Source organism: Pseudoalteromonas sp. APC 3224 (genome assembly GCF_030407535.1).
Classification (GTDB): domain Bacteria; phylum Pseudomonadota; class Gammaproteobacteria; order Enterobacterales; family Alteromonadaceae; genus Pseudoalteromonas.
The window spans coordinates 1-24,409 of the sequence record NZ_JASDDF010000012.1 but is presented as its reverse complement, the minus strand read 5'-3'; the positions used below and the strand labels follow the sequence as shown (position 1 = coordinate 24,409).

Sequence of the window (24,409 nt, the reverse complement as noted above, 5' to 3'; positions counted from 1 at the left end):
TCAGGGCTTTTTAGACATGTTTATATAGAGAATTATAAACAGTAGCGGGCAAATAAACTGCTTACTGACGCCGCAGTTGGTTTACCATGTTGCCAATCGCCGCCTTCAACGCCACTACCGGCAATATCCATATGCACATAAGGAAGTGGTAGTGCTGATTCACTGCCATGTTTATCTAATCCGCCTACCACAGCTAAAAATGCCATAGGAAATTGATGGCCGCGCGCTGTAACAGCAGAAGCTGCATTATTACTAGAGAGTACGTCATCGGCTAAAGTACGTGGCTTTATAAAGTCATAATCTTCACGACGTGAACGGGATACTTCTGCACCGTCAGCCCATAAATCACCACAATCAGCTAATTGACGTGAAATATTAGCACTACGTGCTGGCCCATTTTCTACATAAGCACCATATGGTCCCATCGCACGTGCAGCATGCCCTGTTAAAGTAGCCACAGTAAACAGCGTTGGGTTTATTTCGTTTACAGCCAAATCTTTCATTTCACTAAGTAAATCACCCATCGCTAGACGCCCTTCGGCATCAGTATTACCAATGCGCACTCGCACACCTTCACGGCTAGTAATAATTTCATCAGGAACAAAACAATCTGAACCAATTGAGTTACGTACCACTGCTAAAAAGGCAATCACTTTAACGCCTTTAGGTTGGTAATCAGCAACTGCTTTCATAAATCCAGCCACAGAAGCCGCACCGCCTTTATCTCGGCTCATACCTGCCATGTAGCCGCCTACTTTTAAATCTGCACCGCCTGTGTCATAAACTAAGCCTTTACCAACAAACATCAGTGTGCGTGTTACTTCACCCTCTGGTACATATTCAAGTTTAACAACGCGTGGATGATGACGCTCTACTGCATAAGATGCACGAGCAACAGTACTTAGCATCGGATAGTGTTTATCAATGGCAGCCAAGTCATCAATCACATCAACGCTCACTGCGCTATTATTAAATAGTTCGCTACAGTAATCAGCAAAGCGTGGTGGTGCCATACGTTCAGGCTCGGTACCACATAAATCACGTGCAGCATATTGTCCAGCTGCTAATGCATTGACTGCTTTAATCGTTTGCTCATTGGCATCAATTAAACCGATTTGAGTAATTGGCTCAATACCATGACCATGAAATTCACGTGCTTCAAGAGGCTGCCATAATGCTTGGCATGCGCCTAAATAGGCCACTTCCAGCGCGTGTTGGTAACGGCTGTCGGTATTTAAAGCAGGTAAGTAAATAGCGGGGTTAACACTGCCTGACGCTTTAGCCTCGTTAATGGCTAATTTAGCCGCATCAAAATAGCGACGTACATCATCATAATCTCTATTTAAAGGGCCTGTTGGGGCTAATACAACACGTTTACCGGCAATTACTAGCAAGGTAACTTGATTACCTATGCGAGAGTCTACTTGAGCTTGATTTAAAATTGCATCGCGCAGAGGCGTATTTGGTATGTGAGAAAAGTCATCGCTGATAATAATTAGTGCATCGTGTGATGCACAATCTAGGCTTGCACTAACTGGCTGAGCCAGCACTGCTTTTGGATATGCCATAAAAAAGGATCCTGTTAGAAAACGTAGCCCCTATTATTATTTATTTAGCAATTTATAACCAGTAAACTGCGGTAATCTGCATACTTACTGGCAACCTAGAGTTACACCTTTTACACGTCTAAAATACTCAGCTGTAAATTATGCTCTGGTTGGTTTTTAATACCAACACCAATTCCTAATAAACGCACAGGTTGTTGTAATCCGCGTTGATAGGCTTTGGCGAGTAACTCTTTAAAAATAGCCGTGTTTAATTGATGATTCGCTTGATCTGCTGAGGTCACAACAAAATTAGCAAATTTAACTTTAACACTTAACTTGTTAATTTTATTTTGTAGCTGCTGTTTGTTTAATCTAACCTCGAGCTCACCTAACAGTTGCGGTAATTGCTCCAAGCACTCATCAAGACTATTTTTGTTGTATTCATAAGTATGCTCCACGCTCAATGACTTACGAATCCGCTCAGTTGAAACCCGCCCTATATGCTCCCCCATACATTTTTGATATAACGACACGCCAAAATTCCCCACATGTTGCTGCATCCAATTAGCCCCTTTTTCGCGAACATCTTGGCCCGTGTACAACCCTTTTAAATTAAGCTTCTCCAAGGTTACCTTACCCACTCCTGGAATTTTACCTAGTGGTAATTGGGCTAAAAACGAGTCAACTTGCTCAGGCAATACTACAAATTGGCCATTGGGTTTATTTTCATCGCTAGCAATTTTGGCTATAAATTTAATTGGCGCAATCCCCGCAGAAGCGGTCAGCCCTGTGGTATTAAAAATATCGGTGCGGATCTGCTCAGCAATTAACGTTGCACTGCCTTTAAATGCAGTACTGTCGGTAACATCTAGGTACGCTTCATCAAGTGAAAGAGGCTCTACAAGATCAGTATAGCGGTTAAATATAGCGCGGATTTGAGTTGATACTTGTTTATAAACAGCCATTCTCCCCGGCACAATAACTAAATCGGGGCAAAGCTGTTTGGCATGATAGTTAGACATAGCAGAGCGCACACCATATTCTCTGGCAATATAATTAGCGGTAGAGAGCACTCCACGGCGACTGTTACCGCCAATTGCCAGCGGTACACTTGCAAGCTTGGGGTTGTCGCGCATTTCAACGGCTGCATAAAAGCAGTCCATATCTATATGAATAAACTTTTTCATCACACAATAACAACTGTTTATTTATACAGCCATTATTGTGGAATCGCTGCTAATTAGCAAGCTTGTTGTTATTTAAAAAGAGCGACTATTTTTCTTAGGCTTATTAAAACAATACATCCAAAATAGTACTTCTAAAGAAAAGCCTAGTAAAATCAAAATAATCGCTCCTGCCTCATTACCCATAGCGTAACAAGTGAACGAAGCTATAAAAACAGTGCATGCCAATAACCAATTAATCATATTCTGCATCGTTATCTCCTTGTGTGTTAATAGTTACTATAGTCATGAATTCAAGGAGGTACAATTTTAGCCCTAGAATTTTTGCCAACTATAATTCCCTTGAGCTCATCCGACCATGTTGCTAATCTAAATACTTTAAAACCAAGAGCTATAAATACATGGAAACGTTTAAACAACAACACCCTATTCATACCGACATTACTGTAGCGTGGGGCGATATGGATGCCCTACAGCATGTTAATAACTGTGTTTATCTTCGTTATTTTGAAATAGCCAGAATCGACTTTTTAAATAAATTAAATTTATTTGATACTATCAATGCTAAAGCCACTGGCCCTGTGATCAGTGAAAATAATATTCGCTACAAACGCCCTGTAACGTTTCCTGACACATTAAGCGTAGGTATTACTATCAGTGATATTAAATCTGACCGCTTTGTAATGAATTACAGTGTATTTAGCCATGCGCAAAATGCGATAACCACCACTGGCATGTCAAAAGTGGTGATGTTTGACTTTAAAACAGGGCAAAAAGCCACGATCACAGAACCTTTGTTATCGGCTTTAAAAGCAAACTCAGAAAACAAATAATTAGGATTAGTAATGCAATATAGTCAATTAGGCAGTAGTGATATTAGTGTTTCTAGGGTCTGTTTAGGTAGTATGACTTGGGGAGTACAAAACACCCAGCATGATGCCGACCAACAGATAGCCTATGCTCTTGACCGTGGTGTTAACTTTATTGATACGGCAGAAATGTATGCAGTTCCTCCCTCCCCCGATACTTATGGTAAAACTGAGGACATTATAGGGAATTGGGTTGCACGTAATTCACAGAAACGAAAAGACATTGTTATTGCAACTAAAATTGCCGGTAATGGGCTTTCATGGATCCGTGATGGTGGTGATATTACTCGCCAAGCTGTTATTGATGCAGTTGATCAGTCTCTAAAACGCCTACAAACCGACTATATTGACTTATACCAATTACATTGGCCAAATCGCCGCACTCCTCATTTTGCAAGGCAATGGCCTGGCATGCTTAAATTTACTGATGTCGATGCAAAACAACACACCGCTGACATGCTTGATATTTTAGAGGGCTTAGATGTGTGTGTTAAAGCGGGTAAAATTAAACACTGTGGACTTTCTGACGACACCCCGTGGGGAATTAGCCAATTTTTAAATTTAGCCAAAGAGCACAACTTACCAAAAATGGTGTCTATTCAAAATGAGTTTAGTTTAGCGCATGCGAAAGATTGGCCTTATTTAATAGAGCAATGTGTGCATGAAGATATTGCTTATCTACCTTGGTCACCTCTGGCTGCTGGGCTATTAACGGGTAAGTACCTCAATGGAGCGCGCCCTGAAGGCTCTCGCTGGACATTTATGCAGCGTAACGGTATTTTTCGTGATACGCCACAATCACAAAAGGCGACCAAAGAGTATGTTGAACTTGCACATGAACACAACATTACACCAGCACAATTGGCGCTAGCGTGGTGTAATCAAGTGGATGGCGTTACCTCATCTATTATTGGTGCCACTACTATGACGCAGCTAAAAGAAGACATTGATGCGTTTGAGCTAACTCTCAATGATGATGCGTTATCAGCAATTGATAGCATATTTAGAAATAACCCAATGCCATACTAGGGGCGATTTAATCACCGAACAAGATCTGCAGCCTGACAGGTTAAAAGAACAGCAAGGAAAAAGTACAATTCGATAATATTGATTGTTTGCTGTTCTTTATGTTTATTTTTTAGCCCCTACCGGTATAATACGCAACAAATTTTCTAGGCGGATCTATTTGTAATGCAATCACTTCGTTTTTTATGTCTTGGCATTTTGGTTACTTTTGCTACTTGCAGTCATAGTAAAACAGCAAAGCCAATAGAAGAAATTTTATGGTTACAAAGTAAGACCCCTCCGTTTCATTTAAGCAAAGAAACAAAACAACTTGGCTTATGCGATGATTTAACACAACAGCTAATGCATAGCATAAAAGGGGTGAAACATACCCGCTTAGTTTTACCGCAAAAGCGAATTAATAAATATATAGATGAGGGCAGGAACGTTTGTTTTCCATGCGCTATTTACAAACGCAGTGCAAATAAACAGTTTTTATATTCATTACCTACAGCGGTTTATCCCCCACATAACATTATAACTACCGCGGCAAAAGCACCTCAATTAACCTCTAAGCATGGTAACCCTATCAACTTAGTGGGTTTACTTGCTGATAAAAACTTCACCTACGGTCAAGCTGATGCGCGTCGTTTTTCTGTGCAGATTAACAATATTATTGAAAACTCATTAACCCACTCTAATGTTTCTATGAGCTGGAGTAGTGATAATGAAAGTGGTGTTGTAATGGAGCGCTTAAAACACGGCTCTTTAGATTACTCGCTTGATTACCCATTTATCACTAGCCACTTTAGCAAAGGCAATCAATCAAATATTGTAAACCTACCGATTGCCCAAAATAAAAATAAATTAGTTCCAATAGCCGTTGGCTGTGCGACTAATGCCCCAAACAATTTTGCATCTATGGCAATTAAAAAAATTAATCACGCACTAAAAAACAATATTTTAACCTCAGAGCAATACAAAAATAATCAACAATACTGGTTAAATGAACACTTTGGTGACTTTAATAAAGCCTATAATCAATATGTACTTAACTTTGATTCACAGACCAATGATGCTCCAATAAACACTGCTGACCAGAGTCAGAATAAAGAGCAACTTTAAACTCTCGCCCGGCGCTCACCATCCCTACGCCTGCAGGCGTGCCGGTCATAATAATATCGCCCTCTTCTAAACCCATAAACTCATTTACCTCTGCCAGAATTTGCGCAGGTTGGTGCAACATTAGCTGGGTTTCTCCGTGCTGAATGACTTTACCATCAATATGTAATTCAAATATAAACGATGTCATTTCTGGCGTTAACTCAATAAAATCACTAAATAATGCTGAGCCATCGAATGCTTTAGCACGTTCCCACGGCAAGCCCTTTTCTTTTAAACTGCTTTGCAAAGCTCGCTTAGTCAAATCAAGTCCAATCCCTACGCCTGCAAGCTGCTTATTTTTTATCACAAAGCATAATTCAGTTTCATAATGCAACGTATCACCGTTATGGGAAGAGAGTAAGGTATTAGTGATCGCGCTATTAGGCTTATTAAAAATTACCATTTGCTCAGGGTGTTCGTTGTTTAATTCAGCAATATGCGCACTGTAATTGCGCCCCACACAGACTATTTTTGAAGGCTGTATGCTCTGCGAAGCCAGCTTTATTTGATTCATTCTCTCACCTGTTAATTACATAACGCTTTTAATATTTTGGCATACTCTCAAATTATTAATGCAAAAGCGAATGCAGTTTTATTATGTTTTTATGATAACTATTGAGCTGAATATAATCAATCACATAGAATGGAATAAAAGTAAGAAGGGACTAATTTGGTAGGTTTTTGTATACGCGGTTTTAAAGCAATAAGCAGGTACATTTAGTACCTGCTTATTGATGTTTGTTAATAGGTTATTGACTACTTACAAGTAACACTACTTTGCTCGGCAGCATTTGCTGTAATAGCCAGCTTAGCAATAGATACATGCCAATCACCTTGCGTGCTTAACTGCCAAGGGGAGAACACTTGTGCTAAATCAACACCCTGCTCTGCAAAACAACTTAAGTTGATGTTTAATGTTTGCCATTGACCTGATTGCTCAAGGTTATCAGTAATATCAAACTTACCCTGACAACTCTCACCACAACCCATAGCAATCCACAGCGGGCTTGTTGCCCCTTTATCTACTTTAATTTGCATTTGCAGTTGGCCATTGTTTTCAACGTATGAACGTAAGTCAGATGGGAATGCCGCGGCTAAATTAACCTCAGCCAACGCTTGACTATTAAAACGAATGGCGCGTGCATCTTCTTGCACTTCTTTGTCAAATGTTTGGATGCTCACAGCACCTAATGACTCACGGCTACTTGCCACCGTTTTTTGCTGCTCGCCACTTTTTAAAACCAACGACCATGGTGCTTTTATAGCACGCTCAAACAACACTAAGTCATCCAATTGTTCAGTCTGTTGAGTTTGCTCTACCAAGTCATCTTTAAGTACATTGCTATCACCGTAGGTTAAGCCAAAACCATAAGGGAGTAATGGGCTGTAACCCTCATCGTTGCGGTTTTCATTATCGACTGGGTTATCAGGCCATGAAAACGATAACTTTCCTTTAAAGTCGTGGTTAATTGAACCGTCTGCATTTTTAAACAATACATCACTAATTGCATCACCTTCACTGCCTGGAAGCCAAATAGCAACAAACGCATCACTGGCATTTAGCTCAGCATTAACCCACATTGGGCGACCGCTAATAAATAATGATACAACAGGGATCCCCGCATCTTTAAACTTTCGCAGTAACGCTAAGTCGCTTTTATTACCGCGCTGATATTCAACGTTATCAACATCACCATTACCCTCTGCATATGGTTGCTCACCAAACACCACAATGGCTACATCTGGGCGTGCTTTATATTCCCCTTCAACACTCAGCGCTGCACTGCCACCAGCTTGCTCTACAGTATCTTTAATACCTGCGTAAATAGAGCTGCCGCCAGGGAAGTCAATGTTGGTATTGCCTGTTCCTTGCCACGTAACGCTCCAACCACCCGACTGCATGCCGATGTTATCAGCCCCTATGCCTGCGACTAATACGTTGGTCTTAGGCGATAATGGCAGTAACTGCTGCTTATTTTTAAGTAATACTAAAGATTCGCGTACAGCTTGTTTAGCCACTGCACGGTGATCGCTACTACCAATAATTTCAGTTTTTCCAGAAAGAGGACGCTTCGCGGGGCTTGGTTTATCAAATAACCCTGCACGCATTTTAACGCGTAGGATACGCGTTACCGCATCGTTAATTCTGCTTAGTGGGATTTCACCGCTATTAGCTTGGTTAACCAAGTTGCTAAATAGCGGTTTCCACTCATCAGGCGCCATGTACACGTCTAAGCCTGCATTAGCAGCTTGAGCACAGTTACTATTTGAACAGCCTTTAACTTGTCCATGGCCATTCCAATCGCCAACAACAAAGCCATCAAAACCCATTTTTTCTTTTAGTACATCGGTTAATAAGTATTTGTTACCGTGTATTTTATTACCATGCCAGCTGTTAAACGAAGCCATAACCGTTTGCGCACCTGCACTCAAACCACCTACATAACCTTGTGCATGAAGCGCAAATAACTCTTCTTCAGAGGCGATATTATTACCTTGATCGTCGCCATTGACAGTACCACCATCACCTAAAAAGTGCTTAACGGTGCTAACTACTCGCGTATCTGATAAAAAATCGCCATCAACAGCACCTTGCAACCCTTTAACGATAGAAGCGGAATACGCTTTCACTATTTCAGGATCCTCAGAGTATCCTTCGTAAGTACGGCCCCAGCGGTCATCACGAACCACCGCAACAGTAGGTGCAAATACCCAATCTATACCGGTAACCATTACTTCTCGAGCAGTAGCGGCGGCTATTTTTTCAATAAGTGCAGAGTTGTTTGCAGCACCTAAACCAATATTATGCGGAAATAAGGTCGCGCCAATAACATTGTTGTGTCCATGCACCGCATCAGTGCCCCACATTGTAGGGATTGTGCTGCCATCAAGGGAGTCATCAATCGATGCTTGATACATCTTTTCTGCTAAATCAACCCAATCTTCAGGGGTTGCATGCTTATTATTGTTTGGAAACGAACCACCGCCATTTAAGTAAGAACCAAAACCATACTTACGCATATCTTCAACCGTGATATTACGGATTTCAGGTTGGATCATTTGCGCTATTTTTTGCTCTAGCGTCATATTCTTTAGCATATCAGCGATTTTTTGCTCCATTTGAGCATCGCTTTTAATACCTGTTTCTATTGTTGGCCAAATTTCTTTTGGGCTTGTCGCATCACTAGCACTGTTAGAGGGTTGCGAACAACCGCTGCTGGTTATTGCTGCTAGCATCAGCGCAGTGATTGAAAAAGTGCGTTTAATAATCATAACATTCACCTAAAACTCAAAGAGGAGTTGACGTTGTTTTTTTTGCACCAAACAGCGCGAAATAAGTAATATATAAATAGCAACCAATGGGCAGAATAAGAGCTAATTGCACACCTATGTTATCAGCTAGCATACCTTGTAATAACGGAATAATGGCACCGCCAACAATCGCTAAACATAAAATACCCGAACCCTGCGAGGTGTATTTACCAAGCCCCTGCAGTGCTAAACTAAAAATAGTAGGAAACATAATAGAGTTACATAATCCAACTAATAAAATAGCCCACATAGCCAGTGACCCTTGACCCGTCATAGCAATTAACACAAGTAAGCCTGCTAAAATACCGTGACAAGCTAATACTTTGGCTGCGTTTAATTTTTGCATAATCGCGGCGCCAGCAAAGCGCCCTATCATTGCACCTGCAAAATAATAGCTAATGTAATGTGCTGCTTGTTGCTCTGGTAAGCCTGCAATATGATCAAGGGTTAAAAAGCCAACTAAAAAACTACCTATGGCCACTTCAGCCCCTACGTAAACAAAAATACCAATCGCGCCTAAAATAAGGTGACGATATTTCCATACACTGCCTAAATCAACAAACTCAGTGTCACCTTGGTTTTCTGCTTCACTGTCAATCGCTTTACCTAATTTAGGTAACTTTAAAAAAGCAAAAATAATCGCCAATGTTAATAAACTTGCACTGAGCATTAAATAAGGAAACTTAACTTGTTCTGCTGTAGCTTGACTAATTTCTGACAAAATTAACCAACTACCAAACAATGGCGCAACAGTTGTACCTAAAGAGTTAAAAGCTTGAGTCATAGTTAAGCGCGAAGACGCTGTTTTTGCAGGCCCTAATACGCTTACATAAGGGTTGGCAGAGACTTGTAAAATAGTGATCCCTGAAGCAAGTACAAACAAAGCAAGTAAAAATAGCTCGTAAACATGTGCCTCTGCAGCGGGGTAAAATAGTGCACACCCTATCGCAGCAACAACCAAACCAACAACAATACCAAATTGGTAACCTATTTTACTGACCAGCTTCCCTGCAGGAATTGACATAACAAAGTAGGCACCAAAAAAACAAAATTGTACCAACATTGCTTGGGTGTAATTAAGGGAGAACATTCCCTTTAAATACGGAATTAAAATATCGTTTAGGCAAGTAAGAAAACCCCACATAAAAAACAAGGTCGTAAGCGATGTTAACGCAAAGGTGTGTGTAGACCCTGGTTTTTGGCTGTTTTCTGCTGCCGGTAGTGGCTGTGTGATATGTGCCATAGTATAATCTCTAATTATTTTTTAATTATCAGATTGTTACCTCTATTTTATTGCGTTTAGTAAAACTTAAAATGCAGATAATAGTTGCAACACCAAATGTAAGCGCTTACATTTATAGCATATAGAGAAAATTTATCAATTTATTTACAAAAATATTGTAAACGCTTACATTGTTGTATTATGCAATTTATATTGCTTAGCTAACTACTGTAAAGCTCATTATTATTTGCAAGCTTAAGGACGTATCTCATTGTGTTTAAAACAATCTCCTTACCAGGCACGTCAGCCCTCTTAAAGCCGCCGTTTATTTTTGGGGTTGCTACAGCCTCTTTTCAAATAGAGGGAAGTTACGATACCCGCCTCCCCTGTATTTGGGATACTTTTTGTAACAAACCAAACACCATTGCAGATAACAGTAACGGCAACCAAGCATGTAAACACATAGAATATTGGCAACAAGATGTACAAATGATTGCTGATTTAGCTGTAGACGCTTATCGTCTTTCGATTTCTTGGCCACGCGTTTTACACCAAGATGGCAGCTTGAATATTCAAGGAATGTCGTTTTATAAATCGCTATTACAAGCTTTAAAAGCGCGCAACATTAAAACTTATGTCACTTTATATCATTGGGATTTACCACAGCATTTAGAAGACAACGGTGGTTGGCTAAATCGCGATACCGCGTATCAATTTGCTCATTACACTCATATAGTAACTCAACAACTAGAGGGCTTAGTTGACTCTTATGCGACCTTAAATGAGCCTTTTTGTAGTGCCTACCTAGGCTATGAAATAGGGGTACATGCACCAGGCATAAAAAGTCAAAAAGCAGGACGCCAAGCAGCGCACCACTTACTGCTTGCCCATGGACTCGCAATGCAAGTGATACGTAAGAATTGCCCCACGATAGAAGCCGGTATAGTACTTAACTTTAGCCCATCCTATCCGCTTACCACTGCTGATGAACGCGCTGCTAAATTAGCTGATGACTATCATAACCAATGGTATATACGGGCAGTACTAGAGGGCTGTTACCCTGAAGTGATTAATGAGCTTGCAAATGATGCAAAGCCCCATATTAGTGATGGAGATATGGCAATTATTAGCCAAAAGATCGATTTTTTAGGGGTTAATTACTATACTCGTATTCATTACAAAAATACCCCAGATCATTGGTTTAGCGAAGTTTCTTTAGAGAATGTTGCCACCACCGATATGGGCTGGGAAATATACCCGCAGGGATTGTGCGAATTACTGCTTTCACTAAATGATCGTTACACTTTACCTAAGGTATATATAACAGAGAACGGTGCAGCGATGGCTGATATATTAATAAATGGTAAAGTAGATGACATACAACGTGTCAATTATTACCATACCCATCTTAATGCCGTTCATAATGCAGTTGAGCAAGGCGTTAATGTACAAGGCTACTTTGCATGGAGTTTAATGGATAATTTTGAATGGGCCTATGGTTATGAAAAACGCTTTGGGCTAGTCTATGTTGACTACCAAACTCAACAACGTACCTTAAAACAAAGCGCAATTGCGTATCGTGATTTTCTTAAACAGCGCCAAAAATAATAACGAGTGGCTTTTATGCTGAGTAAAAAAGAAAAAATAGCTTACGGCCTAGGTGACACGGCCAGTAATATTATTTTTCAAACCGTAATGCTGTTTTTAACTTTTTTCTACACTGATATTTTTGGTATTTCGCCTGCAGTTGTGGGCACCCTTTTTTTAGTAGTTAGAGTTATTGATGCAGTAACTGATCCAATAATGGGCGCACTCACTGATGCCACTCATACTAAATACGGTAGCTACCGACCCTACCTACTTTGGCTTGCCATCCCTTTTGCCGTTATAAGCGTGATTACTTTTACTACCCCTGAGATGGATGACGCCAACAAAATTATTTACGCCTTCGTTACCTACACCCTGCTAATGTTAGTTTACACCGCAATTAATATTCCTTATTCGGCACTTGGCGGCGTATTAAGTGGCAACCCCAACGAACGTGTCTCCATTCAATCATACCGGTTTGTATTTGGCATGTTAGGTGGTTTACTGGTTACAAGCTGCACCTTGCCTTTAGTAAAATGGTTTGGCAATGGTAATAACGAAATGGGCTATCAACTCACCATGCTGGTTATGAGTTGCCTAGGTGTGGTGTTATTTTTAATTTGTTTTCGTTACACCAAAGAGCGAGTGAGCAATCCACCGCATAAATTATCTTTAAAAACACAACTTCACGTTTTATGGCAAAATCAGCCGTTTAAAATCTTGTGTATGGCAGCGCTGGTATTATTAACCAGTATGGTATTGCGCACAACGTTGGCTATTTACTATGTAAAATATGTTCTTGGCAAAGAAGATTTAATCACCGAATTTGTAACCTTAGGTATGATTGGTAATATTTTAGGCTGCGCTTGCGCACAACCTTTAAGTAAACGCCTTGATAAGAAAGCGGCTTATGTTTATCTGCAATATATTTCCGCCATATTGAGCTGCATTGCCTTTTTTGTTCCTAATGAACACGTTTTACTAGCGTTTTTGGTGTATTTTTTATGGTGCTTTTTCACTCAAATGGCAACGCCTTTATTATGGGCAAAAATGGCTGATACTATTGATTACGGAGTCTGGCAAAATGGCCTTCGACTCACGGGTTTAGTTTACGCAAGCATCGTATTTTTTATCAAGTTGGGACTTGCATTAGGCGGAGCGATTGCCGGTTGGTTACTTGCTTATTATCAATATCAAGCCAATGTGGAATTAAGCGAGGCAACTAAAAATGGTATTTTAACCTCATTCACACTTTACCCTGCGATTGGTAGTGTACTTGTGGCATTAATAATGAGTAAATACAGCCTAGACAATAGAACCATTAAAAAAATCACTGCCGATTTAACACAGAAAAGCAATTTGTAGCAAGGAATAGTATGGCCACCATTTATGAAGTGTCAAAGCTTGCAGGGGTGTCACTTGCCACTGTTTCAAGAGTAATGAACAACAATGCAAACGTAAGTGATGCAACCAGAAAAAAAGTCACCTTAGCCATGGAAGAGCTGGGCTACCGCCCTAACTCTATTGCGCAATCACTGGCTTCTAATTGCTCGAATAGTGCGGGCTTGTTAGTTTCAGAGCTTAAGGGTCCATTTTATGGGCCGATGATGAGCGGTATAGAGAACACCCTAAGAAACCAAGGTAAACACGTTATTATTACCGCAGGCCACAGTGACGCAGAGCGAGAGCAACAAGGCATCGAATTTTTAATTAGCCGTAACTGCGACGCACTTATTTTGCATGTTGAAGCTATTAGTGATGAATACTTAATAAAACTCAGTAAAGGCAAAACCCCGTTTGTTTTGCTAAACCGCTATATTGAAGAGCTCGCCGACCGCTGTATTATTCTTGATAATACTAAAGGTGGCTATTTAGCCACTAAATACATTATTGAATCGGGCCATAAAGAAATTGCGTATATTAGCGGCCCATTATGGAAAAAAGATGCCCAAGAACGCTTAAATGGGCATAAACAAGCGCTTGATGAATTCGCCATTAAATTTGATGAAAATAATTTATTTGAAGGTGACTTTGTAGAAGAAAGTGGCTACGAAGGCTTCGCTACACTGTATAAAAACAACCCAGCCTTTACCGCCTTGGTATGTGCCAATGACGAAATGGCCACTGGTGCCATGGTGAGTGCCAGAGAGCATGGTATACAACTACCTTCGCAGCTTTCAATTATTGGCTACGATAACGTGTTTTTTACCCGTCACGTTTACCCTCCGTTGAGCACTATAAACTATCCTATCGATGAGATGGGTAAAGTGGCAGCGCAGTGGGTACTTAGTCATGTTTATCAAAAAAGCGTACACCCTATTCAAACGTTATTTGAGCCCGAGTTAGTTATACGCCAATCTGTGGTTAAACCTTTAACATCAAGCTAATAGGGTGTTAAACAAGCTGATTGAGTAATGATAAATTTATTGGTTTTAACAATACCTGCTCTATTTCTAGTTGCCTGATATGCACAGCATCGGGCTCCATACCACTAATAATAACGCGCTTAATATTAGGGTAATGCTGTTTAATAAACCCAGCCAGCTCTAAACCGGTACCATCTGGCAAATGCATATCAAGTAATACTTTATCGTAATTACTATTGTGCTCTAGTACTGCCTTACAGTCTTTAACACTTGTTGCTATATCGGTATCCACATCCAAGCTTTCTAGTAATAGCTGGGTAATTTGTGCGGCATCAGCATCATCTTCTACTAATAAAAAGCACTTCTTATCATTACTTGGTTTAGGTGCTGGCTGAACCAGCGTAGCTGATTGTTCTTTTTGCCCGAGCCTTAACTCTAAGCATTGATAAAGCAAGTTGGAATCGACAGGTTTGGCAATCATATCGTCAAACCCTAACGCATTGAGTTCGCTATGAATGCCTTTCATAGTCGCAGCAGTTAAGGCTATGATTGCGCCTTTAAACCCTAGCTTTCTAAGCTCAATAGCGGCTTCTTTTCCGCCCATTACCGGCATATGGATATCTAAAAATATAATATCGTAGGTAGTGTGCCCGTCTGCTAGCTGTTTTTTTACTTTTTCAAGCGCTTGCTTACCATTATCAGCATAATCTACTTCAGCGCCTGCTGAACCAATTAAGTGACCAACTAGCACGCGTAAATCGCGTAAATCATCAACCACCAACACTTTGCCGTTCACTTGGCAGGGGGCTACTTTTTGCTGCATATTGGGGGTTAAATCAAGTTTTAATAAATTGCGCTCTACCTGTCTGATATCACCAGGGTATAAGGAAATGGTAAAGGTTGAGCCTTCACCGACATGAGAGTCTAATGAAATATCCCCCTGCATACGACTAAGTAGTTCAGAACAAATAGCTAAACCTAAGCCTGCACCACCTACTGAACGCGACTCTACATCAGCTATTTGCTCAAAAGGCTTAAAGATGAGACCTTGTTTTTCTGGAGCAATGCCTAAGCCTGAGTCTTTAATACTAAAAAATAGCATTTCACGCTCATTGACTACTTCAGTCCACGCGTTAACCACAATCTCGCCTTGCTCAGTAAATTTAATCGCGTTATTGATCAGGTTAATGAGAATTTGTCGAACTCGAGTGGCATCTACACGAATAACTAATGGTAAAGGCTCCAGTGATTCAAACTTTAGTGATAAGCCCTTATCGAGTGCTGATACGCGCATTAAGGTAAATACATCGGCCATTAAGCTATCAAGGTTAACCTCCCCTAAACTCAGTTCGAGTTTATCGACAGCAATTTTAGATAAATCTAAAACGTCATTCAGTAAGCTTAATAAATGCTTACCATTACGATAAATCACACCGAGCTCGTTTTCAGCCTGCTTGTTAAAGTCACTGAGCATCAACAACTCTGTATAACCTAAAATAGAAGATAGCGGTGTTCGTAATTCGTGGCTTAAATGTGCTAAAAAGCGATCTTTTGAACGGTTTTCAGCCTCGGCTTTTAAGCGTTCCACTCGCTCATCTTCTACATCACGGCGCGCTAATGCGTAGCGAATAGAGCGAGCAAACCGGCTACCACTCATTTCGTTTTTAACTAAGTAATCAACCGCTCCGGCATCAAGCGCAGCTGAATCGAGGGCATCGTTTGATTGCCCTGTAAGCATAATAATAGGCCCACAAAAACCATTTTTAAGCGCTTGTTTTAAAACACTCAAGCCATCAGATGCCCCTAAGCGATAATCAAGCAAGCAAATATCATGTTGATTTTTACTCAACACTTCCACCGCCTGCTCAGGAGAGCTTATCCAGTCTATGTCAAACACATGGGAACTGAGCTGCTCTAAATAGTCACGAGTTAAAATATAATCATCTTCATCGTCTTCAACCAATAGCAGTTTCGTTGCCTTTGCTAACATAGCGTCTCCTGTTTTAATAATATGCTTAATCGTTAAACGTGCTTGGTAGCTCTACAAACTCAACCCAGTATTTACCCAGCGTTTTCATCAACTCAACTAACCCGTCAAACGTAACCGGCTTAGTTATGTAAGACGCAGCGCCTAGGTTATAACCCTTAACCATGTCTTCTTCTTGCTTAGAGGTAGTTAAAATTACCACAGGGATGCCTTTTAGGTTTGGATTTGCCTTAATAGCTTCAAGCGCTTCACGACCATCCATTCTCGGCATGTTTAAATCAAGTAAAATTAAGCCTGGTCTTGGCGAGATGCTTTTATCTACAAACTTGCCTTTGCGCTCTAAATACTCCAAGAGTTCAACACCGTCTTCAACAAAATGTAATTCATTTAAAACGCGGCTTTCAGCAAGCGCATCTTGGGTTAATAAACGATCATCTTCATCATCGTCTGCCATCAAAATGGTAATCGGTTTTACGTTTGTTAATGGCATATTATGCCTCTCCTTGTAGTGTGAATAACTCTGCATTCACAGGTAATTTAATGATGAAAGTTGCCCCTTCACCTAGGGAGCTTATCGCAGCAATAGAGCCGCCATGTCGCTCTACGATTCGACGACATACAGATAAACCAATACCCGTTCCTTTATATTCTGAACGGCCATGCAAACGTTGAAATGGTACAAATATTTTATCCGCGTACTCATCAGAGAAGCCGATCCCATTATCTTTTACGGTAATAACATGCCAACATATTTCACTGTTATGATCTTCACTAAACTCACACACTCGTTCAAAGTCAACATTAACAACCGGGTCAACGTTAGGCGCTCTGAACTTCACTGCATTGGAAATTAAGTTTAAAAACAGCTGATGCATTTGACTCGGATCTGCCTGAATAATGGGCATCTCAACCGTAACAACCTGTGCATTACACTCATTAATCGCTATTTCTAAATCACCTTTTATATCATTCAGAATGCTGTTTAAATCGGTATCGGTAAAATCTTTACCTCGGGTCGTTACTCGAGAGAACTCTAATAAATCATTAATTAAATTAGACATCCTTTGTGCGGCATTTTTCATGCGGGCAATATAATCAGCGCCTTTTTCGCCCAACTCGTCTTTAAACATGCTTTCAAGCCGATCACTAAATGCTTGGATTTTTCTTAACGGCTCTTGCAAGTCATGACTGGCAACAAAAGCAAACTCTTCTAACTCTCGGTTACTACGACTCAATTCATCAGAATACAAGGTAAGCTCTTGAGTACGTTCACTCACTTTACTGGCTAAAGTTTCATTTTGCATTTCAAGCTCGGCACGATACTCGGCCGCATTTTTCAAGTTCAACCTCGCCAATAAAAACATACCCAAAATCAATAATGTACTTGTAACTGCAGTGATACCAAAAGTGATTTTAGCTTCTTTCTTAATTTGTTCTAATTTCGAAAAGTGACTAACTTTAAACAACAATTCACGCTCTTGAATATCATTAACCAACGCCCGAATCTCTCTGTAAAGATCACGCCCTTCATGTGTATTTAGCCTCAAAAGTGCGCGCTTTTCTTTATCATTTAATGCTAATTTAACCGTTTTTTTCAGCTCATCTATTTTAGCTTCAACCAGTAATAATAACTCAGCAATACGCTGTGCCTGCCCATCAATTTCAGAATGTAAGGCGCTTACATGGTTAGTTTGAGACTCTATTTGTGCGATAGCATCGTAGTAAGGCACTAAATAATCATCAGTTTGGGTTAATAAATACCCTCGCTGTCCCGACTCAGCTTGCACTACTGAAAGGTGCAATTGCTCTATCGCCGTACTTAGCATATTAGTGTTATCTAAACTTTGTTGAGTACGCGTTAGGCCTTGTATGGTATTAATGGCTAAAAAAGCATTACCAACAATAATACACAGCACTATAGATATAAATAACGCCCATACTACATTTGCCTTGCCTTGCTGTTTGCGTTTAATCATTTATCGTCCTGAATTAATTAGGGTTACTTCGACTCTGAAATAAGCTGCAAACTGTCACTGCACGCTTGGCAATTAGCAATTATTTTATCCAGTGCGGCGAGTGCTTTATCTTTTGGCATATCGTTTTCAAGTACTAACTTAATTAGTTCAGCATTCATCGAAATACGATTTAGTGGCGCACGTGCGTCGTGTACCAGCTCATTCAAAGGTTTTGTTTTTTCTGACGATGCCATCAAAATCCTCGTTTTGTTGTTATTAAATTTGCATGCTGGTTATTTATACTCTCCAATACCACCATAAGCATTTAAACGGTTATATAAGGTTTTAGTACTAATACCCAGCATTTGTGCTGCTAAAGTTTTATTACCTTGTACCTTATCGAGCGTGGCATGAATAAGTTCTTTTTCAACTTCTTCAATTGTTTGCCCTGCTGATACCTGTTTGTCCTCAGGTTGAGTATTAACCCTTGAAAAAGGTGACTCTAAGTTGTCAGGTAATGTAATTGTGCTAGTTTGCGGGTCGCTCATAATAAAAGCGCGATGAATAGCATGGCGAAGTTCACGTACGTTACCTGGCCAGTCGTATGTTTGTAGCTCTTTAAGCTGTTCATTAGTCCACGCAAACGCTGTACCATTTTCATCGTTCAACTGCCCTAAAAATGCTTTTGCGAGTAATGGAATATCTTCTTTTCGCTCTCGAAGTGTCGGTATATCAATTGGAAAAACAGCGAGTCTAAAGTAAATATCTTCACGTAAAATATTATTCTGCGCTAAATCGGTAAGGGAGCGGTTAGTCGCTGAAATAACACGGCAATTTACTGGTAACTCACGATTACCACCAACCCGTGTTACTTTTTTAGTTTCAAGTACACGCAATAAATTAGGCTGCATATCAATCGGCATTTCAGTGACTTCATCAAGAAATAACGTTCCGCCATCGGCTTGTTCAAACACGCCTTCTTTACGGGCAATAGCACCGGTAAATGCGCCTTTTTCGTGGCCAAATAATTCACTACCAATAAGCTCTTTTGAAAGCGCCCCACAGTTACTCGCCACCAGTGGACCTTCGCATTTACTAGCATTATGAATGGCTTGAGCTACCACCTCTTTACCTGAGCCACTTTCACCCATAAGCATAACGTTAGCATTAGTTTTAGCTACGCGCTCTATCATGGTATAAAGCTGTTGCATGGGAGCAGACTCGCCAATAAGCGTGTCAAAATGATGTGTAATGGCGGCACTTTTCGCTTTTTTTACTGTTTTTTTAGGGCCATTTAAAACCAGTTCTAAATCTTCACGTTGCAGCGGCTTTAATAAATGCGACACATTAGGCTCACACATCTCAGCTAAAATGCCTTTGACCGAAGGGTGACCTGAAATAAGGGTGACTTTAGGCGATTGACCAATCATTTTTAAGTGATCCAGCAAGTGCAAACCACTGCCATCAGGTAACATAAAATCGAGCAGCACATGATCAAAGGTGTTATTTTCAAACCATTGATGCGCTTCTTTTAAACTGGTTGCTGTATTAATGTTGTGGCCAAGAAACTCAACAATATGGCAAATAACATCACTGAATTCGACGTCGTCATCGACTAAAAGTATATTTAACATGAATAATCCCTGTGCTTTTTCACCATTCTACTTATCCTTTAATGTAAATGAAAGATATACATAATTAAGGTACAAAATGCAGCTGTTTTATTTTTAATCCACTAGTTTAATCATAAGTAGCTGTATAGGCGCTGAAATAGCGCTATTTTATGCGGCTTATTAAATCTCTATTAAAGCAATTAATATAACCAACTGATATAATTTATTTTTATTACAGGAGTTGTTATGCGCTTATTAAAAACCTACATTCACCCCTCTATCAATATTAAACAAGGTCGTCAATTTTCTCGCCCAACCGCTCGCGCTATTGCATTTAAGCAACAACACATTTTACTTATGTATACTCAGCGCTACGACGACTTTAGCTTACCTGGCGGTGGGATTGACTCACATGAAAGCATAGAGCAGGGATTGATCAGAGAACTAAGTGAAGAAACTGGCGCACAAAATATAAAAGTATGTAGCGAGTTTGGGCTTTACGAAGAGTACCGCCCTTGGTACAAAGATGACTTTGATATTATTCATATACAATCATACTGCTACCTTTGCCAAATTGATGAGCAACTAGGCCAAGCACAGCTTGAACACTACGAACAACAAAATGGCATGCAGGCTAAATGGGTTGATATTTTCCAGGCGATAGCCCATAACGAACGTACACTTGCAAACAGTGACAAGCAAGGGCTATCAATTATTCGCGAAACCTATCTGCTAAAAGCCATTGCAGCACAGTTTTTTTCCTAAGTGTTTAGGGTTGCGTTTGCGGTTCGCTCAGCGATTTTTTACCCACATAAAAGCGGTATAGTCCTAATAAGTTACTACTTAAAAATAGGCTTTCCATGATTATTGCCACTGGCGAGCCGGCAAAAATATTATGTGTTATCCAAAAAGAGGTTCCCACCACCATACATAACCTTAAGTGCAAATCTCGATTTTGAAATGAAGCGATAGTTTGTATTAATGTCGCCACCAATGCAAAGACACTAAACCAATCTTGCCAAGTAAAATAAACTGCCAAGCAGCTTAAAGCCATAAACCCAAACATAGCCCAAGTATGCTTAAAGTAAATACAATAAAAATAACGCACCGCGGCAATAAACATTAAGCAGCCGGCACTGTTATAGCCCAATATAAAAAAGTGAGCAGAGGTTAATAATACTGAGGTAAATAAACAGCTTAAAATAATTCGTCGGGATTTAAACTGAAATGAAGCTAAGTCGAGTAAAGTAGCGACTGCTACTAACGATTGGGCAATTAAAAACATAACACTCCAAGGTATTAAAGCTTAAAATGGGGAGTGTATAGTGCTTTATGAAAACAGCACTTAACTTAAGTTAAGTCGCTTACGAATTCGTGATAACGAAATAGCCGAAATGCCTATATACATTGCCACTTGGCTTAAACTTAACTGCGCCAACCAATGAGGTTTATGTTTGAGTAAATAGCAGTAACGCTGCTCGGGACTATTGAGTAATAAAAATGCTTCTTTGGCTTCTTTAAAAATAAGTTGCTGTGCAATAAGCTGCTGCTTAATCAGTTGATACTGTGCTTGCTCAAATAGTGTTAGTGGTACTTTAATTACATTGGCTTCGTTAATCACTTTTAATTGATAAAACGCAGGAGTTGAGGTCATCCAATTGGCAAACAGCAAAGCAAATTCATTTTTAAAATAAAACTCTTTACACTTTTGCACGCCGTCAATGTCGTCATGAATAGCGCCTAGAACCCCGTCCACAACTAAATACCCATAACTTTGCAGATCGCCTTGTTGCACTAATACGGTATTGGGCGCTATTAGTTGCTGAGGATACTTACCAGCCAATTGCACTTTAAACTTGTTTACTAGTGCTTCATAGCTGTCGCCAAGCGATAAAAGTGGATTATCAGACATTAAAAATTACCATTTTTTCATTAAAGCATGTGTAATATCAGCCGCTGATACACCCACCCTGGGAATATATTTTTGGCCACACCATAAAGGTGAAAAATCACTTTTAGCACTTTTTTCAGCTAGAGTTCTTAAGGCTGTTATTGCACTGCTGGCATGTGGAAACGCAGGAACGCCCTTTGGTATAGCACCTAGCTCTTGGATTACTCGATTTTTAATACCCCGAGCAGCTCTACCAGAAAACAATGTGGTCAGTGTGGTCTCATCTTGTTGTTGATCTAAAATAGCCTGTTGATGCAAAGCTGATGTTGTTGCCTCCTTACATAGTAAATAAGCGCTCCCTACTTGTACAGCACTCGCTCCTAACGCTTTAAACCGCTGTACATCATCGGCTGAAGCAATGCCACCAGCAGCAATAATAGGCAGTGATATATGCTCAACACAACGTTTAATTAACTGCTCAGTAGTTTGTTGTAAGCTTAAATCCATTGATAAAAAGTGCCCTCGATGGCCACCAGCTTCTATACCCTGAGCAATAATCCCATCAGCGCCATTTTCACTAAGCCAAATAGCTTCATCTAAAGTGGTAGCCGTTGAAATTACTTTAGTGCCCCAGCTTTTTATTTGCGCCACAATAGCTTGCTTAGGTAAACCAAAATGAAAACTAACTACTGCTGGCCTATAAGGGGCAATAATATCAACAACCGATTGATTTATAGGTTGACGGGAAGCCCCTGCAGTTAAACTTTGCGGGTCAATTTCATACTCTGCAAAATAAGGTGCCAGCATATTATGCCATAGCTGCTTTTGTTCGTTCGTGTAATCAGCAACCCTATGACAAAAAAAGTTAAGATTAAACGGCTTCGTTGTTTTGTGGCTAAGTATTTCTAGCTGCTCAACTAATTGTGCTGGGGATAACATAGCGCAAGGCAAAGAGCCTAACCCTCCAGCCTCACTTACAGCAAGAGCAAGCTGCTCGTTTTGAACACCCGCCATAGGTGCCTGAATTATCGGTAAAGCGGTATTAAACAATGATGGCTTCATTTGAACTCTCCCTGTAACTTTTTCAACAACTTGCAGTATTTACAGAACCATAGCAAAAACAGCAAGCAAACAACATCTAGATTTTAGTCATAAGTAATGTAAAAACTATTACTAACAGATAGTTATGATTTTTTTAATATCGAGAAACTAACTGGCTTTGGTTTTGCACCTACCCTATTACATAATTTGTTAGGAGGTAAAATGAGTAACACAGTTGATACGATCAATCCCGCAACAGAGCAAGTCATTAATAGCTATACACTGCTTTCTCAAGCTCAAGCAGAGCAAGTGATCGAAAAATCTCATGAAACATACTTAACATGGCGATTAACCTCGTTTACCGAGCGCGCACAACATCTAAATAAATTAGCCTCTTTATTTGAAAGTCAAAAAGAAGCCTTAGCAAAACTAATGACCGAAGAAATGGGTAAAGTCTATGAGCAAGGCTTCCAAGAAGTTCAGCTTTGTGCTGACATTTGTCGTTATACCGCTGAACATGGCGCCGATATGCTTAGCGACGAGGAGCGCGACATGCAAGGAGGTCGTGCAATCATAAGTTATCGCCCTACCGGTGTGCTGCTGGGTATTCAGCCATGGAACTTCCCACTTTATCAAGTTATTAGATACAGTGCCGCAAACATTATGGCGGGTAATACCACCGTATTAAAACATGCCGGTAATGTATTTGGTATGGCTGAAAAAATTGAAACACTATTTCTACAAGCAGGCTTCCCTGAACACTGCTTTAGCAACTTACTGATTGATGGTAAAACCGCCAGCGCCCTTATTTCACACTCGGCTATAAGCGGCGTGACCTTCACTGGAAGCGATGGCACAGGTAAAAAAGTAGCAGAGCAAGCTGCCAAGCATGTTAAAAAAACCGTACTAGAACTGGGTAGTAACGACGCTTTTGTTGTACTTGATGACGCTGATTTAGCCCTTGCAGTTAAAGCATGTTTACAAGGACGCATTATCAACAACGGCCAAACCTGTGTTGCAGCCAAGCGCTTTGTGGTGGTTGATTCACTCTACAATGACTTTAAAGAAGCACTAAGTCAGCAGTTTAAGGCCATAAAAATGGGCAACCCAATGGATGAAGATACAGAACTGGGCCCTATGGCACGCGAAGATTTACGCGACAAAATTCATCAGCAAGTACAAGACTCTGTCAATGCGGGTGCAAAAGTAATTGTAGGCGGCGAAATACCGCAACAAACAGGTTATTACTATCCACCAACTGTGCTGGAAAACCTTACACCGGGCATGCCTGCTTATGACGACGAGCTATTTGGCCCTGTCGCATCTTTAATTAAAGCCAAAGATAACGACGACGCTATGCGTATCGCTAATGATTCACGCTATGGACTAGGCGGTGGTATATTTTCAAAAGATGAGAAGAAAGCCATTGAACTGGCCAAAAAGTATTTTGATACCGGCATGATTAATATTAATGGCTATGGTTTGGCACAACCAAACCTACCATTTGGCGGTGTTAAAGACAGTGGTTATGGCCGAGAGCATGGTGGCTTTGGGATTCGCGAATTTGTGAATGTTAAAAGCATTATGATTCACAGCTAGTATCAGGTATCAGGTATCAGGTATCAGGTATCAGGTATCAGGTATCAGGTATCAGGTATCAGGTATC

At 40.3% G+C, this 24,409-nt stretch carries 22 protein-coding genes; 8 read left to right on the top strand and 14 right to left on the bottom strand.

Annotated elements, in window-relative coordinates; genetic code table 11:
* Positions 1 to 32: 32 nt before the first annotated feature.
* The 3 genes from QL989_RS07825 to QL989_RS07815 form a co-directional block, all read right to left on the bottom strand.
* A complete protein-coding gene (locus QL989_RS07825) occupies positions 33 to 1,568 on the bottom strand; it encodes a leucyl aminopeptidase family protein (RefSeq protein WP_010390909.1) in 1,536 nt (511 codons plus the stop codon).
* Between the two features lie 110 nt (positions 1,569 to 1,678).
* The gene (gene dinB / locus QL989_RS07820; protein WP_138571328.1) at positions 1,679 to 2,734 is read right to left on the bottom strand and encodes a DNA polymerase IV; all 1,056 of its coding nucleotides are present in this window, start codon (positions 2,732 to 2,734) and stop codon (positions 1,679 to 1,681) included.
* 72 nt (positions 2,735 to 2,806) lie between these two features.
* Complete coding sequence (locus QL989_RS07815; protein ID WP_290169539.1) at positions 2,807 to 2,983, bottom strand: hypothetical protein; 177 nt, start codon at positions 2,981 to 2,983, stop codon at positions 2,807 to 2,809.
* Between the two features lie 149 nt (positions 2,984 to 3,132).
* Here QL989_RS07815 and QL989_RS07810 point away from each other — a divergent pair, with 149 nt between their 5' ends.
* From QL989_RS07810 to QL989_RS07800, 3 genes are all read left to right on the top strand, one after another.
* Positions 3,133 to 3,564, top strand: coding sequence for a thioesterase family protein (locus QL989_RS07810; RefSeq protein ID WP_290169537.1), 432 nt, complete (start codon positions 3,133 to 3,135; stop codon positions 3,562 to 3,564).
* Between the two features lie 12 nt (positions 3,565 to 3,576).
* Positions 3,577 to 4,629: an aldo/keto reductase gene (locus QL989_RS07805; RefSeq protein ID WP_290169535.1), complete on the top strand. Its 1,053-nt coding sequence runs from the start codon at positions 3,577 to 3,579 to the stop codon at positions 4,627 to 4,629.
* A 162-nt stretch (positions 4,630 to 4,791) separates the two neighbouring features.
* The gene (locus tag QL989_RS07800) at positions 4,792 to 5,730 is read left to right on the top strand and encodes an ABC transporter substrate-binding protein (RefSeq protein WP_290169533.1); all 939 of its coding nucleotides are present in this window, start codon (positions 4,792 to 4,794) and stop codon (positions 5,728 to 5,730) included.
* On the opposite strand, the gene QL989_RS07795 is transcribed toward QL989_RS07800, so the two are convergent.
* The 3 genes from QL989_RS07795 to QL989_RS07785 all read right to left on the bottom strand — a co-directional run bounded on the left by QL989_RS07795 (position 5,657) and on the right by QL989_RS07785 (position 10,324).
* Entirely contained in the window at positions 5,657 to 6,283 is a 627-nt protein-coding gene (locus QL989_RS07795) for a fumarylacetoacetate hydrolase family protein (protein ID WP_138622625.1), read from the bottom strand. The two genes, QL989_RS07800 and QL989_RS07795, sit on opposite strands and share 74 nt — an antisense overlap.
* A 242-nt stretch (positions 6,284 to 6,525) precedes the next feature.
* Entirely contained in the window at positions 6,526 to 9,042 is a 2,517-nt protein-coding gene (locus tag QL989_RS07790) for an exo 1,3/1,4-beta-D-glucan glucohydrolase (protein WP_290169529.1), read from the bottom strand.
* Between the two features lie 16 nt (positions 9,043 to 9,058).
* Positions 9,059 to 10,324: a sugar MFS transporter gene (locus QL989_RS07785; RefSeq protein ID WP_010390899.1), complete on the bottom strand. Its 1,266-nt coding sequence runs from the start codon at positions 10,322 to 10,324 to the stop codon at positions 9,059 to 9,061.
* Positions 10,325 to 10,576: 252 nt separating this feature from the next.
* Between QL989_RS07785 and QL989_RS07780 the strand changes: the two genes are divergently transcribed.
* From QL989_RS07780 to QL989_RS07770, 3 genes are read left to right on the top strand one after another with little or no spacing between them, the layout of a single operon-like run.
* Complete coding sequence (locus QL989_RS07780) at positions 10,577 to 11,911, top strand: GH1 family beta-glucosidase (protein WP_290169526.1); 1,335 nt, start codon at positions 10,577 to 10,579, stop codon at positions 11,909 to 11,911.
* A gap of 15 nt (positions 11,912 to 11,926) precedes the next feature.
* Positions 11,927 to 13,255, top strand: coding sequence for a glycoside-pentoside-hexuronide (GPH):cation symporter (locus tag QL989_RS07775; protein WP_109875285.1), 1,329 nt, complete (start codon positions 11,927 to 11,929; stop codon positions 13,253 to 13,255).
* 11 nt (positions 13,256 to 13,266) lie between these two features.
* Positions 13,267 to 14,277 carry a LacI family DNA-binding transcriptional regulator gene (locus tag QL989_RS07770; RefSeq protein WP_290169521.1) on the top strand — a complete coding sequence of 337 codons (1,011 nt, stop codon included), beginning with the start codon at positions 13,267 to 13,269 and terminating at the stop codon, positions 14,275 to 14,277.
* A gap of 7 nt (positions 14,278 to 14,284) precedes the next feature.
* On the opposite strand, the gene QL989_RS07765 is transcribed toward QL989_RS07770, so the two are convergent.
* The 5 genes from QL989_RS07765 to QL989_RS07745 are packed head-to-tail and all read right to left on the bottom strand — an operon-like array spanning position 14,285 to position 19,832.
* Positions 14,285 to 16,246 carry a response regulator gene (locus QL989_RS07765; protein WP_290169519.1) on the bottom strand — a complete coding sequence of 654 codons (1,962 nt, stop codon included), beginning with the start codon at positions 16,244 to 16,246 and terminating at the stop codon, positions 14,285 to 14,287.
* 25 nt (positions 16,247 to 16,271) lie between these two features.
* Positions 16,272 to 16,733: a response regulator gene (locus QL989_RS07760; RefSeq protein WP_010390893.1), complete on the bottom strand. Its 462-nt coding sequence runs from the start codon at positions 16,731 to 16,733 to the stop codon at positions 16,272 to 16,274.
* Between the two features lies 1 nt (position 16,734).
* Positions 16,735 to 18,219 (bottom strand): sensor histidine kinase, encoded by a 1,485-nt coding sequence (locus tag QL989_RS07755; protein WP_198521994.1) that lies wholly within the window; start codon positions 18,217 to 18,219, stop codon positions 16,735 to 16,737.
* A gap of 23 nt (positions 18,220 to 18,242) precedes the next feature.
* Entirely contained in the window at positions 18,243 to 18,452 is a 210-nt protein-coding gene (locus QL989_RS07750) for a histidine kinase (RefSeq protein ID WP_138605223.1), read from the bottom strand.
* 39 nt (positions 18,453 to 18,491) lie between these two features.
* Positions 18,492 to 19,832 (bottom strand): sigma-54 dependent transcriptional regulator, encoded by a 1,341-nt coding sequence (locus QL989_RS07745; RefSeq protein ID WP_290169514.1) that lies wholly within the window; start codon positions 19,830 to 19,832, stop codon positions 18,492 to 18,494.
* Between the two features lie 225 nt (positions 19,833 to 20,057).
* Here QL989_RS07745 and QL989_RS07740 point away from each other — a divergent pair, with 225 nt between their 5' ends.
* Positions 20,058 to 20,576 (top strand): NUDIX domain-containing protein, encoded by a 519-nt coding sequence (locus QL989_RS07740; protein WP_290169512.1) that lies wholly within the window; start codon positions 20,058 to 20,060, stop codon positions 20,574 to 20,576.
* A gap of 4 nt (positions 20,577 to 20,580) precedes the next feature.
* Here the strand turns inward: QL989_RS07740 and QL989_RS07735 are convergent, their stop codons facing one another.
* Genes QL989_RS07735 through QL989_RS07725 form a run of 3 tightly spaced genes read right to left on the bottom strand, consistent with a single transcriptional unit; the run spans position 20,581 to position 22,764 of the window.
* Positions 20,581 to 21,096, bottom strand: coding sequence for a YgjV family protein (locus QL989_RS07735; protein WP_248529674.1), 516 nt, complete (start codon positions 21,094 to 21,096; stop codon positions 20,581 to 20,583).
* Between the two features lie 60 nt (positions 21,097 to 21,156).
* Entirely contained in the window at positions 21,157 to 21,723 is a 567-nt protein-coding gene (locus QL989_RS07730; RefSeq protein ID WP_010390887.1) for a Crp/Fnr family transcriptional regulator, read from the bottom strand.
* 6 nt (positions 21,724 to 21,729) lie between these two features.
* Positions 21,730 to 22,764 (bottom strand): nitronate monooxygenase, encoded by a 1,035-nt coding sequence (locus QL989_RS07725; RefSeq protein WP_290169507.1) that lies wholly within the window; start codon positions 22,762 to 22,764, stop codon positions 21,730 to 21,732.
* A gap of 201 nt (positions 22,765 to 22,965) precedes the next feature.
* Between QL989_RS07725 and QL989_RS07720 the strand changes: the two genes are divergently transcribed.
* Positions 22,966 to 24,342 carry an NAD-dependent succinate-semialdehyde dehydrogenase gene (locus QL989_RS07720; RefSeq protein WP_290169505.1) on the top strand — a complete coding sequence of 459 codons (1,377 nt, stop codon included), beginning with the start codon at positions 22,966 to 22,968 and terminating at the stop codon, positions 24,340 to 24,342.
* Positions 24,343 to 24,409 lie beyond the last annotated feature (67 nt).